Origin of the sequence: Aurantimicrobium minutum (assembly GCF_029894165.1) — a bacterium.
Lineage (GTDB): Bacteria > Actinomycetota > Actinomycetes > Actinomycetales > Microbacteriaceae > Aurantimicrobium > Aurantimicrobium minutum_A.
The window spans coordinates 978411-990362 of record NZ_JARXXU010000001.1; the positions used below are offsets into that span (position 1 = coordinate 978411).

General features: G+C 56.6%; 12 protein-coding genes and 2 tRNA genes. 9 read left to right on the forward strand and 5 right to left on the reverse strand.

The window, feature by feature from the left end:
* Positions 1–5: 5 nt before the first annotated feature.
* Together M2119_RS05030 and M2119_RS05035 are read left to right on the forward strand one after the other, a co-directional pair.
* Positions 6–980: an Fpg/Nei family DNA glycosylase gene (locus M2119_RS05030; RefSeq protein ID WP_280803858.1), complete on the forward strand. Its 975-nt coding sequence runs from the start codon at positions 6–8 to the stop codon at positions 978–980.
* 3 nt (positions 981–983) lie between these two features.
* The gene (locus M2119_RS05035; protein ID WP_280803859.1) at positions 984–2468 is read left to right on the forward strand and encodes an amidohydrolase; all 1485 of its coding nucleotides are present in this window, start codon (positions 984–986) and stop codon (positions 2466–2468) included.
* On the opposite strand, the gene M2119_RS05040 is transcribed toward M2119_RS05035, so the two are convergent.
* From M2119_RS05040 to M2119_RS05050, 3 genes are all read right to left on the reverse strand, one after another.
* A complete protein-coding gene (locus M2119_RS05040; protein WP_280803860.1) occupies positions 2465–3754 on the reverse strand; it encodes a Y-family DNA polymerase in 1290 nt (429 codons plus the stop codon). The two genes, M2119_RS05035 and M2119_RS05040, sit on opposite strands and share 4 nt — an antisense overlap.
* Positions 3747–4184, reverse strand: a complete 438-nt coding sequence (locus tag M2119_RS05045) for a LexA family protein (protein WP_280803861.1) — start codon at positions 4182–4184, stop codon at positions 3747–3749. Before M2119_RS05045 ends, M2119_RS05040 begins: the two co-directional genes overlap by 8 nt.
* 136 nt (positions 4185–4320) lie before the next feature.
* A tRNA-Gly gene (locus M2119_RS05050) sits at positions 4321–4394 on the reverse strand.
* Positions 4395–4522: 128 nt separating this feature from the next.
* Between M2119_RS05050 and M2119_RS05055 the strand changes: the two genes are divergently transcribed.
* Positions 4523–4600, forward strand: a tRNA-Pro gene (locus tag M2119_RS05055).
* A 40-nt stretch (positions 4601–4640) separates the two neighbouring features.
* Positions 4641–6017, forward strand: a complete 1377-nt coding sequence (tig, locus tag M2119_RS05060) for a trigger factor (RefSeq protein ID WP_280803862.1) — start codon at positions 4641–4643, stop codon at positions 6015–6017.
* A gap of 61 nt (positions 6018–6078) precedes the next feature.
* Here the strand turns inward: tig and M2119_RS05065 are convergent, their stop codons facing one another.
* Positions 6079–6723, reverse strand: a complete 645-nt coding sequence (locus M2119_RS05065) for a LysE/ArgO family amino acid transporter (protein ID WP_280803863.1) — start codon at positions 6721–6723, stop codon at positions 6079–6081.
* Positions 6724–6829: 106 nt separating this feature from the next.
* On the opposite strand from M2119_RS05065, the gene M2119_RS05070 reads away from it, so the two are divergent.
* The 5 genes from M2119_RS05070 to M2119_RS05090 all read left to right on the forward strand — a co-directional run bounded on the left by M2119_RS05070 (position 6830) and on the right by M2119_RS05090 (position 11026).
* Complete coding sequence (locus M2119_RS05070) at positions 6830–7081, forward strand: zf-TFIIB domain-containing protein (RefSeq protein WP_280804457.1); 252 nt, start codon at positions 6830–6832, stop codon at positions 7079–7081.
* Positions 7082–7261: 180 nt separating this feature from the next.
* Positions 7262–7849, forward strand: coding sequence for an ATP-dependent Clp protease proteolytic subunit (locus M2119_RS05075; protein WP_280803864.1), 588 nt, complete (start codon positions 7262–7264; stop codon positions 7847–7849).
* Positions 7850–7876: 27 nt separating this feature from the next.
* Complete coding sequence (locus M2119_RS05080) at positions 7877–8509, forward strand: ATP-dependent Clp protease proteolytic subunit (RefSeq protein WP_280803865.1); 633 nt, start codon at positions 7877–7879, stop codon at positions 8507–8509.
* A gap of 147 nt (positions 8510–8656) precedes the next feature.
* On the forward strand, positions 8657–9952 hold the full coding sequence (clpX, locus tag M2119_RS05085; protein ID WP_280803866.1) for an ATP-dependent Clp protease ATP-binding subunit ClpX: 1296 nt from the start codon (positions 8657–8659) through the stop codon (positions 9950–9952).
* Between the two features lie 123 nt (positions 9953–10075).
* Positions 10076–11026, forward strand: a complete 951-nt coding sequence (locus M2119_RS05090) for a methylenetetrahydrofolate reductase (RefSeq protein WP_280803867.1) — start codon at positions 10076–10078, stop codon at positions 11024–11026.
* A 61-nt stretch (positions 11027–11087) separates the two neighbouring features.
* Here the strand turns inward: M2119_RS05090 and lexA are convergent, their stop codons facing one another.
* Entirely contained in the window at positions 11088–11762 is a 675-nt protein-coding gene (gene lexA, locus M2119_RS05095; protein WP_280803868.1) for a transcriptional repressor LexA, read from the reverse strand.
* Between the last annotated feature and the right edge of the window lie 190 nt (positions 11763–11952).

Genomic DNA, 11952 nt, shown 5'->3' on the forward strand with positions numbered 1-11952 from the left:
TGACCATGCCTGAGGGTCACTCCGTTCACCGCATTGCGCGGCAGTTTGAACGAAATTTTGTAGGACATCGCGTTGCGGTGTCATCGCCCCAAGGACGCTTTGCCGACGGTGCGAAAGCTCTCGATGGTGCCACACTCACCGAAGTGTGGGCAGTGGGCAAGCAGATGTTCATGGGCTTCGATGATGGGGCCTGGTTGCGCATTCACCTCGGCATGTATGGGGCGTGGGATTTCTCCGGAGATATTCAGATGGATGCCACCATCGCCTCGGCGAATGGTCGCATGGGACAAACCAATCAGCGTGGCACCGTCTTTGATGATGCGGGTGAGAACTCCCTCACTTCCATAGGGGCTCCCCGGAAAACTCGCGTGCGGATGGCAGAAGCCGAGAAGGAATCTGATGTCTCGGCCGAATTCCCGCCTGAGCCCATTGGTCAGGTCCGCGTTCGTCTGCTGACCGAGACGGTCTGTGCAGACCTGCGCGGACCCACCGCCTGTGAAGTACTGAGTGCAGAACAAGTCACCGCAGTACTGAACCGACTCGGTCCAGATCCGCAGCGTGATTCCAGCGATGAAGCTGGACAGAAATTTGTGGACACCATCACGAAGAAAAACACCCCGATTGGGTTGTTGCTCATGGATCAGTCAGTGGTGGCTGGCATTGGCAACGTGTACCGTGCCGAGATGCTTTTTCGTGCGGGTATAGACCCTTACCGCCCCGGCAAGAAGATCACCACAGATGAAGCATGGGCACTGTGGCGAGACTGGGTCTATCTGTTGGAGATTGGTGTGCAAACCGGGCAAATGATGACCATTGACGGTTTGGAGGGGGAGGACTGGCGTCAGGCCATGGCGCACCGTGCAGACCGGCACTGGGTTTACAAACGTGAAGGCTTGCCCTGCAAAAAATGTGGCACCAACATTCGACTCGAAGAGATGGCCAACCGCAAGCTCTATTGGTGTCCGTCATGCCAAACTTGAGCCATGCAGCTCACGCTTACTAACGCGAGAATCCCCGGTGAACGTGGCTTGATGGGGAGCCTGATCAATGTGATCATCACCGACGGCATCATCAGCGACATTGAGTTCGTAGGGGCCACCGGCGCCATCACGCTGGAGCCTGATCTCTCCGGTGAAACCATAGATCTGGGTGGTCGTTTCCTTATTCCTGGCTTATGGGATGCACACACGCACTTCACGTCCTGGTCCATGATGCGCAAGCGCCTCAACCTGGAAGGTGTTGAGTCAGCCCGCGAGGTCGCTCAGCGCGTCAAGGAACGTCGAACCACTCAGACCGGCACCATGGTTGGTTTCGGTTGGCGGGGAAGTCTCTGGGAGGAAGCTCCCCACTTCAGTATTTTGGATGACGCGTGCTCGGATGTGGAGGTGTATCTCTTTAGTGGAGATGGCCACAGCGTCTGGCTGAACAGCCTGGCGTTGGAAGCTCGCGGTCATGCCGGACATCCCAATGGTTTGCTCGTCGAAGACGACTGCTTCGCTATTTGGTCCTCGCTGGGGGATTTGTCCCCTGAGGAACTCGACAAGACCGTACTTGAAGCTGCACAAGCAGCCGCTTCGCGGGGTGTGGTGGGCATCGTTGACTTCGAGATGGGCTGGATTCTGCCGGATTGGCGTCGGCGAATCGGGAACGGTAACGACTACCTCCAAGTACAGTTCAATGTCTATACCGAACACCTCGAGCGCGCTATCGAAACAGGCCTGCGCACCGGAGACATCATTGCCTCCACCGAAGGCCTGCTCCGAATGGGGAACTTCAAAGTCATTTCAGATGGCTCACTGAACACCCGCACCGCGTTCTGCCATGACCCATATCCTGGCCTCACGGGCAAGCATGCCCGTGGCATGCTCAACGTCCCCTACGACCAGCTGGTGTCGTTGATGGGCCGGGCCAGTAGTTCGGGTATTACCCCGTCGATTCATGCCATCGGGGATGACGCCAACACGTTCGCTCTCAATGCTTTCGAAGAAGTGGGTTGTGAAGGCACCATCGAACACGCACAGTTGCTGGCCTGGGAAGACATTCAGCGTTTTGCTGATCTTGGCGTGATTGCCTCCGTTCAGCCAGAACATGCCATGGACGACCGAGATGCGGCAGACGTGCTCTGGGCTGGGCGCACCGATCGGTGCTTCCCTTTCGCCTCTCTGTTGGACGCCGGCGTGCAACTGGCCATGGGCTCAGATGCTCCCGTGGCCCCGCTGGATCCGTGGCTTGCCATTGCCTCGGCTGTTGAGCGCACGCGTGATGAGCGTGCACCGTGGCATCCCGAGCAGCGCATTGAACCTCAAGCGGCACTCGATGCCTCAGCACGCACACGCCTCGCTGTTGGTCAACGCGCAGATTTGTGTGTGGTGGATATTGATCCGCTGTATGCCTCAGTGGAGGAACTGCGTTCGATGCCCGTTTCGGCCACGTTTATGGGCGGCCGGGTCACCTATTCTTCGCTTTAACGGGCGTGAACAGTGGCGAGTTCATCCCAGCGGGTGGTGGCGCGCAGGGAGAGCATCTCGCGTTTCATTTCCCAATGCCGGGGAGATTTGAAGCCGGCAGCGCCTAAGCCGATACTGAATGCTCCGTGTTTTTCCATCACCTGATCGAGTACTTCACCGAGCTGCCTGCTTTCGTGCACAGGAGTGAAGAGGTCAAGATACTGGTGGGAGGACTTGGGGCTCACATCGTGCAACATGATGCCTGCGCGCACATACTTCCGGCCATCCTCAATGCGGTCCAGTAGTACCGCACTGGAGGCTTTGAGAATCTCCACTGGGTCATTAGTGGGGACCGAGAACACCGCGTTCATATAGGGGGAGTGGAAGGGTTCGTTGGCAAAGCGGGAGGTTCCGGCAAAGCAGGTGAGCGCTCCGGCCACTGAACCCTGCTTGCGCAGCCGTTTGCTCACGCGCTGGGCATAGACAGCGAGTACTTCTTCCATCTGTTTGCGCGTGGTCACCGGCGTGGCAAAGCTACGGGAATACATCACCTGGTTCTTCACCAGGCGTTCGCCCTCGAGCGTGATGCAGTCGATCCCGCGGAGCTCATAGAGTGAGCGCTGCACCACCACGCCAAACTTCTTCTTGATGCGGACCGGGTCCGCATCTCTGAGGTCTTTGATGGTGTGGATGCCCATGCTGTTCAGGCGTTTGCTCAGGCGCCGCGCAATGCCCCAGATATTGTCCACCGGCAGTGCTGCCATGATCTGATCGATGCGGTCAGGGCCGAACGTCTCGAGATTACACACTCCGTTCAGCCCAGCGGATTTCTTAGCTCCGCTATTGGCGAGCTTGGCTTGGGTCTTCGACCGGCCAATCCCGACGCACACAGGCAAGCCCACGCGGTTGTGTATGGCGGCCTTGATCTGGCGACCCTTCTCCACGAGCTCTTCAGGAGTGCCCTGCAGCTCGAGGAACGCTTCATCGATGCTGTAGACCTCCACGTGGGGAGAGAACTCGTGCAGAATGCTCATCACGCGCGCAGACATATCCCCATAGAGCTCATAGTTCGACGAGCGGGCAACCAGTCCCACCGAGGGGGCCCATGCCGACAGCTTGAACCAGGGCACGCCCATGGCGACACCCAAAGCTTTTGCCTCGTTACTTCTGGCTACGACGCAACCGTCGTTATTGGAGAGCACCACGACAGGTTTGCCTTCGAGCCGGGGATCAAAAATGCGCTCGCAGGAGGCAAAGAAACTATTCACGTCCACCAGGGCGATGCGGCGCTGGGGAGCCTCAGACATGGTGCAGACACCTCGTGACAACACCCCAGATGGTGAGTTCACTGAGGGCAGCCACAGAAATATCGGGATAGTGCGGGTTTTCTGCCTTGAGGAGAACCCGTTCTGACCGAATAAACAAACGTTTGAGAGTGAGTTCTCCATCGAGCACTGCCACCACGACGTCGCCGTCGCGAGGTGTCAGGGCTCGATCCACAATGACCTCGTCCCCGTCGCTGATGCCGGCATTCTTCATGCTGTCACCAGCCACGCGAACAATAAAGGTCGAGTTCACATCTTTGATGAGGTGGGTATTGAGGTCCACGCGGCCGTCAAAATAATCTTGCGCGGGGGAGGGAAATCCAGCCTGAACGGCCGTTGACGCGGCCAAAATGGCCGGAATTGATTCCCCAGACAGCGGTCTGACTGTCCATGGTGAGAGTGGCTGTGCCATCTCGAGTCCCTCCTGCTATTCGAATATATCTTCGAATAGTTGAGCATAACCCACGGACAGGCGGCAGTGCTAGTCGAGATTTCTTAGAGGGTAAAAACAGGAAAATCCCCCGAAAAATCGGGGGATTTCTGTGTAATGGAGGGGATGACGGGAATCGAACCCGCGTGATCAGTTTGGAAGACTGAGGCTCTACCATTGAGCTACATCCCCGTGCTGCCCAAGCCGGTTGGCGCGGGGCACTCGACCTATCTTATACATAGTAGAGTGGTACTCGGTCATTTCGCCTCGGCGAATACCGGCCTTGCGGCGTTGTCTTCGGTACAACGTGGTCGCAGGACCGGGGCGTAGCTCAGCTTGGCTAGAGCGCCCGCTTTGGGAGCGGGAGGTCGCAGGTTCGAATCCTGTCGCCCCGACCACATCCAGATCCATCACCATCACAAGCAGGAGTACCCCTTCGTGAAGACCAAGGTCGAAAAACTGAGCAACACCCGCGCCAAGCTCACCATCACGGTGACGGCTGAGGAGCTCAAGCCAGCAATCAAGCACGCCTACGAGCACATCTCTGAGTCGCTCAACATCCCCGGCTTCCGCAAGGGTAAGGCACCTGCTGCACTCATTGACCAGCGCGTTGGTCGCATGGCCGTGCTTGAGCACGCCGTGAACGAGGGCCTCGAAGGTTACTACCGTCAGGCAGTTGTCGACGAGAAGGTGCGCCCCATGGGTCGCCCCGCTGCAGACATCGTGACCTGGCCCGCCGAGAAGGACTTCTCTGGCGACCTGGTTCTTGAAGTCGAAGTAGACGTTCGTCCCGAGATTACGCTGCCTAAGTTCGAAGACATCACCGTTGAGGTTGAGGCTTCTGCCGTCTCCAAGGATGACGTGCAGAAGGAACTCGATGACCTACGCAGCCGCTTCGGCACGCTTGTCACCGTGGACCGTCCCGCCAAGAAGGGCGACTTTGCTCAGCTTGACCTCGTTGCCACCATCGGTGGTAAGGAAGTAGACACCGCACAGTCCATCTCTTACGAGGTTGGCTCGGGCGAGCTCATCGACGGTATCGATGAAGCCATTGACTCTCTCACCGCGGGTGAGTCCACCACCTTCGAGTCTGACTTGCTCGGTGGCGACCACGAGGGTGAAAAGGCACAGATTGCTGTGACCGTGACCGCTGTCAAGGAGCGCGAGCTTCCCAAGGCTGATGACGACTTCGCTCAGATTGCGTCTGAATTCGACACCATTGCTGAGCTGACCGAGAGCCTCAAGGTTCAGGCAGAGCAACGCAAGGTTGCAGTTCAGGCTCGCGAAGCACAGACCAAGCTCATTGACCAGCTCGTCGACAGTCTCAAGATTGAGGTTCCTCAGGGTGTTATCGATGACGAGGTGAACCGCCACCTCGAGGGTGAAGGTCGCCTTGAAGACGACACACACCGCGCAGAGGTCAACGAAGAGACTCTCAAGATGTTCTCCTCGCAGATCCTGCTCGACTCTGTCGCTGAAGCATCGGGCATCCAGGTCAGCCAGGACGAGCTCACCCAGTACATCGTCCAGGGCGCTATGCAGTACCAGATGGACCCTTCTGAGTTCGCCAAGATCCTCACCGAGAACAACCAGGTTCCTTCGATGGTTGCTGAAGTTGCCCGTAACAAGGCCATCGGTGTTCTCCTGGGCAAGGTCAAGGTTGTCGACACCAAGGGCAAGGCCGTTGACATGGGCGCATTCGCTCTTGTTGAAGAGAAGCCTGCCAAGGCTGAGAAGCCTGCCAAGGCAGATGCAGCTGAGAAGCCTGCAGCTAAGAAGCCCGCCGCTAAGAAGCCTGCAGCAAAGAAGGACTAGTCCTTCACGGGCAGAACAACTTAACCCCCACAGGAAACTGTGGGGGTTTGTTCGTTAAGTCCTAGGCAGCAAAGCTGGCAACGAGGTGCTGCACGAAACTGACCAGCAAGCTGATGCCGATAGTCAGCATGACGACTGCAATGATGGCGTCGAGCACCCGCCAAGCGGTGGGTTTTGTGAACACGGGGGCAAGTGCCCGGGCCCCGAAGCCCAGCACGCTGAACCACAGCAGACTGCCGATCATCGCCCCAATTGCGAAGTACCAGCGGTTGGCTTCATAGGTTCCGGCCACGGATCCCAGAAGCAGAACAGTGTCGAGGTATACGTGGGGGTTCAGATAGGTGAGGGCTAGTGCCGTTCCAACAGCCACTTTGAGGCTGACGGCTTTTCCGCCGGTGTCCGTAGTGAGAACCTCAGGCTTCCAGGCACGCCTGGCTGCCATCACGCCGTAGGTGCATAGGAATACGCCACCGACGAGTTCGATGAGGAGCAGAAGCCATTCAAGCTGTTGAATGATCGCCCCCAGACCAGCTACACCCACGGCAATGAGCAGAGCATCAGAAATGGCACAGATAGCGACAATGACGAAAACATGCTCTTTGCGTAATCCTTGGCGCAGAACGTACGCGTTCTGCGCGCCAATGGCCACGATAAGGGAGAGCCCGAAACCAAAGCCAGCGAGCGCAGCAGTGAACAGCGGGGTCATGCGCTTCAGTCTAGTTCTCAGTCAATTCCAGAAATCCTCCAAGCCCGTTCTCAGCTTGGACTACTTGAATATGAGCACTGGCCACTATTTGTTTGGAGAACTACGCATGAAATGCCCCAATGACGCTGCCACCCTTGTGATGTCTGACCGCGCCGGAGTGGAAATTGATTACTGCCCTGAATGTCGCGGTGTGTGGCTGGATCGCGGTGAACTCGACAAAATCTTGGAGCGTTCTGCAACGGCACCAGCACCAACGGCTTCATCACCTCGAATGGATGCCCCTCAGCCCCGGTATGACAACTACAACCAGGGATACAAAAAGAAGCCCTCAAGCTGGCTGACCGAAATCTTCGACTAGACCCAACGCCTCATTGGGTATGGCAGGCCTCCACAATCGTGGGGGCCTGCCGTATGTCCGGATTGCTGTGGGCGAACGCCACTCCGCCTGAGGCGAACACTGCCGTGTCGGGGGTCTGCGCTCCACTAGATTCGAAACACCGCAAGAGAAATGTCTCGTGGTTGTTGAAATGGAGCTGACATGGCCGAAATGGTAATGCCGAACAATGTGTTTGAGCGTTTGCTGAAGGACCGCATTATTTGGTTGGGTTCTGACGTGCGCGATGACAACGCAAACGAGATCTGCGCGAAGATGCTGCTCCTGGCTGCAGAAGATGCCGAGAAGGACATTTACCTGTACATCAACTCTCCCGGTGGTTCTATCACCGCGGGTATGGCTATCTATGACACCATGCAGTTCGTTCCTAACGACATCGTGACCGTGGGTATCGGTATGGCTGCCTCGATGGGGCAGCTCCTGCTGACCTCAGGCACCAAGGGGAAGCGCTACATCACCCCCAACGCTCGTGTTCTTCTCCACCAGCCACACGGTGGTTTCGGTGGAACTGCATCCGACATTCAGACTCAAGCTGCACTCATCAACTCGATGAAGCAGAGCCTGGCCAAGATCACAGCTGATCAGACCGGTAAGTCAGTCGAGCAGATCAACGCTGATGGTGACCGCGACCGCTGGTTCACCGCTCAGGAAGCTCTCGAGTATGGCTTCGTCGACCACGTCCGTGCTTCTGCCAGCGATGTCGCTGGTGGCGGTGGAACAAAGACTGCCTAAGCGCCGGAATAGATACGAGGACTCATTATGAATATCCCTAACTTTGAGAGCCGCTACGTTCTTCCTACCTTCGAAGAGCGCACTGCCTACGGCTACAAGCGCCAGGACCCCTACGCCAAGCTGTTTGAAGACCGCATTATCTTCCTGGGGGTCCAGGTCGATGACGCCTCTGCAGATGACGTCATGGCGCAGCTGCTCGTTCTGGAAAGCCAGGACCCTGACCGTGACATCGTGATGTACATCAACTCTCCCGGCGGATCCTTCACCGCGATGACGGCCATCTACGACACCATGCAATACATCCGTCCCCAGGTTCAGACGGTCTGCCTCGGCCAGGCAGCCTCCGCCGCTGCCGTGCTGTTGGCAGCTGGTGCTCCAGGTAAGCGCCTTGCCCTTCCTAACGCTCGTGTTCTCATTCACCAGCCATCTGCAGGCGATGGTGGCCGCGGCCAAGCTTCCGACATTGAGATTCAGGCCAAGGAAATCATGCGCATGCGTGAATGGCTGGAAGAGACCTTGTCCAAGCACTCCAACCGCTCGATTGAGCAGGTCAACAAGGACATCGACCGCGACAAGATCCTCTCGGCTGCAGAAGCGCTTGAGTATGGTCTGATCGACCAAGTTCTTACCTCGCGCAAGAACGCGGTTATCCCGGCATAGTCACACACATCGTTCAGAACACCTCGACTTAGGTCGAGGTGTTCTGTTTTCGGCACGCCGAACCAGTGAAGTACTCAGGTGAACAAGAACGTCAGTGCTTCAGGTTAGGCTCAAATATCTAGGAAACAACACTAGAAGGAGTTCCCCATGGCACGCATCGGCGAAAGCGCTGACCTGCTCAAGTGTTCCTTCTGTGGCAAGAGCCAAAAGCAGGTCGCCCAGCTCATTGCCGGGCCCGGTGTCTACATTTGCGACGAGTGTGTTGAACTCTGCAATGAGATCATCGAAGAACGTCTTGCTGAGGCAAATGAAGAATCACAAGTCGAAGACTTTGATCTGCCGAAGCCTCGTGAAATCTTTGCCTTCCTCGAGGAATATGTCATCGGTCAGGAGCCTGCCAAGAAGGCTCTCTCCGTTGCTGTCTATAACCACTACAAACGCGTACGCGCTGGTGAAGGTGTCAAGACTGCAGAGGACAAAGCCAACGAGGTGGAGATTGCCAAGAGCAACATTCTTCTCATTGGTCCCACCGGTTGCGGAAAGACTTACCTCGCTCAGACTCTTGCCCGCCGTTTGAATGTTCCGTTCGCTGTTGCTGACGCAACATCGCTGACGGAAGCCGGCTATGTCGGTGAAGACGTCGAGAACATCCTGCTGAAGCTCTTACAGTCTGCTGACTTCGATGTGAAGCGTGCCGAACAGGGCATCATTTACATCGATGAAATCGACAAGATTTCCCGTAAGGCGGAGAACCCTTCCATCACCCGTGACGTATCTGGTGAAGGTGTGCAGCAGGCTCTGCTGAAGATCTTGGAAGGCACCATCGCGTCCGTGCCGCCACAGGGTGGTCGCAAGCACCCTAACCAGGAATTTATTCAGCTGGACACCACCAACGTACTGTTCATCGTTGCCGGTGCATTCGCAGGACTCGAAGACATCATTCAGTCCCGTGCGGGCAAGACAGGGATTGGCTTCGGCGCTCCACTACAAAGCAAAGACGAAGCGCGCGACTTCTTCGCAGAGGTACTTCCCGAAGATCTGCACAAGTTTGGTCTGATTCCAGAGTTCATCGGTCGTTTGCCTGTGATCGCCACGGTGTCCCCTCTGGATCGCAGTGCTCTCATTGACATCCTCACCGAGCCCAAGAACGCCCTCGTCAAGCAATATCAGCGCATGTTTGCCCTTGATGATGTGGAGCTCGAGTTTGAGCCCGCAGCGCTAGATGCCATCGCCGACTTGGCTGTGCTGCGCCAGACCGGTGCTCGGGGTTTGCGTGCCATCCTCGAGAACGTCCTCGGTCCCATCATGTTCGAGGTCCCCTCGACAGATCAGATCCACAAGGTCATCATCACGGCAGAGTGTGTGAGTGAAAACGCTGCGCCCACCATCATTCCTCGTTTGGCCTCTGCCATCGATGATGAGCCGGAAGAACGCACTGCCTAACCAGCACTGCTAATATTTCTCTATCGCCATCATTGGCGAATAAGCGACTGCCGAGCCCGGCCCACGCTTCGCGGATAACATTCCTGTTTATCCTTCATGCGAATTGTGACCCGAGGACCATCGATGAGTAACGCACCTGCCACTAGCTCTTCTGAGCTCAACATTGGCGTGCCTTTCTCCTTCGAGGTCTATCCACCCCGCAACCCAGAACTCCAAGAAGCACTTCATCGCACCATTCTTGAGTTGGCCGCTTCTGGCCCTGACTTCATCTCGGTCACCTATGGTGCTGGCGGCTCCTCGCGTGACGCAACGCTCGACTGCGTGAAATTCATCCTCGCTAACACCGATGTGGAGCCCATGGCACACCTGACGTGTGTCGCCGAGTCTTACCAAGGCGCCAATGAGCTTGTGCGTACATTCCTCGACGCTGGAGTCCGCTCTTACCTGGCATTGCGCGGCGATCCACCAGAGGGCACCGAAGAGGGCGAGAACTTCCTGGGCGATCTGGGCAGTGCATCTGAGCTCGTTCAGCTCATTCACCGCGTTCAGGCCGAGCGAGAGCCATTCGTCTTCGAGGATGAACCGCGTTGGCATGTCGGGGCAACCCGGTTGAGCCAGAAGCGTGAGTTTGTGCGCATTGGTGTCGCAGCATTCCCCAACGGTCATCCACAGTCACGATCCAAGACGCAAGACATTGATGTGCTGCTGGCTAAGCAAGCAGCTGGTGCCAACCTGGCTATCACCCAGCTCTTCTTCCACGCTGATGACTATCTCTCATTCGCTCACAAGGCGAAAGAAGCAGGCCTCACCATGCCGATCATTCCCGGCATTATGCCTGTCATTAGCCCAGGCCGTCTGCGACGCATGATCGAGATCTCGGGCGAAGAGATGCCGAGTGATCTGGAGATTGCTCTCGAGATTGAGCCGACTGCGGAAGGGCAGCGTGAGATTGGTGTTGACCACGCCGCGAACCTAGCTCGGGAACTCATCGCAGGGGGAGCTCCGGGTGTTCACCTCTATGCGTTCAACCAGAGTGGTCCCGTGCTGGATGTCCTTGGCCGGCTCAAAAACTAAATCAAAACGTAAAAGGCCCCGCACGCTGTATTCAGCATGCGGGGCCTTTAGTTTGTGTGGTCTAGACCGATCGAAGGACGGTCACAACCTTGCCCATGATGGTGGCGTAGTCGCCCAGGATGGGTTCATAGTTACTGTTCCGAGGCAAGAGCCACGTGTGGCCATCGCGTTGACGGAAAACTTTCACAGTGGCCTCCTCGTCGAGGAGCGCAGCAACGATGTCACCGTTTTCTGCTGTTTGCTGTCTGCGGACAACCACAAAGTCTCCGTCGCAGATTGCGGCGTCAATCATGGACTCACCTTTGACTTTGAGCATGAACAGTTCACCCTCGCCTACGAGCTGGCGGGGGAGTGCCATGGTGTCTTCGGTGTTCTGCTCCGCAGTGATGGGGCCACCCGCCGCGATCTGACCGACGAGGGGAACCATCACCGCTTCACCCATAGGCAAGATGTTGTCTGACATCACACTGGGGGTGCGAGCTGCCGTTCCCTGGCCGAGTACTTCGAGAGCGCGGGGGAGTTTGGGGTCACGGCGAATATAGCCACCGAGTTCGAGCTGCTGGAGTTGATAAGTGACGCTGGCAAGCGAGGACAGTCCTACGGCGTCACCGATCTCCTGCATGGAGGGTGGGTAGCTGTTCTCGTCGATATATGCGGTGATGACATCGAGGATGAGCTGCTGTTTAGCGCTCAGACCTTTACGTCTTTTGTGTGTGCCAGCTGGTGACTCAGTCATGGCTTAGTCCGTTTCTGTTGGGGAAGTTCCAAGCCGAAGACCTGAATGTCCGTGGCTCATGATGAACTTTTCTCAATACCGAAAGAGTATTCGAAGATGTGGCATAAAACAAACACATATTCGAAGATTCTTGAAGTATTTCTACAAAAAACTCTCAACATGTACTTGACATTGAAGAAATACGAATATA

Coding starts and splice junctions, on each gene's coding strand:
- M2119_RS05045 (WP_280803861.1), bottom strand. CDS start 4,184: ATGGCACAGCCACTCTCACCATGGACAGTCAGACCGCTGTCTGGGGAA.
- M2119_RS05070 (WP_280804457.1), top strand. CDS start 6,830: ATGAAATGCCCCAATGACGCTGCCACCCTTGTGATGTCTGACCGCGCC.
- M2119_RS05080 (WP_280803865.1), top strand. CDS start 7,877: ATGAATATCCCTAACTTTGAGAGCCGCTACGTTCTTCCTACCTTCGAA.
- M2119_RS05030 (WP_280803858.1), top strand. CDS start 6: ATGCCTGAGGGTCACTCCGTTCACCGCATTGCGCGGCAGTTTGAACGA.
- lexA (WP_280803868.1), bottom strand. CDS start 11,762: ATGACTGAGTCACCAGCTGGCACACACAAAAGACGTAAAGGTCTGAGC.
- clpX (WP_280803866.1), top strand. CDS start 8,657: ATGGCACGCATCGGCGAAAGCGCTGACCTGCTCAAGTGTTCCTTCTGT.
- M2119_RS05035 (WP_280803859.1), top strand. CDS start 984: ATGCAGCTCACGCTTACTAACGCGAGAATCCCCGGTGAACGTGGCTTG.
- M2119_RS05040 (WP_280803860.1), bottom strand. CDS start 3,754: ATGTCTGAGGCTCCCCAGCGCCGCATCGCCCTGGTGGACGTGAATAGT.
- M2119_RS05075 (WP_280803864.1), top strand. CDS start 7,262: ATGGCCGAAATGGTAATGCCGAACAATGTGTTTGAGCGTTTGCTGAAG.
- M2119_RS05090 (WP_280803867.1), top strand. CDS start 10,076: ATGAGTAACGCACCTGCCACTAGCTCTTCTGAGCTCAACATTGGCGTG.
- M2119_RS05065 (WP_280803863.1), bottom strand. CDS start 6,723: ATGACCCCGCTGTTCACTGCTGCGCTCGCTGGCTTTGGTTTCGGGCTC.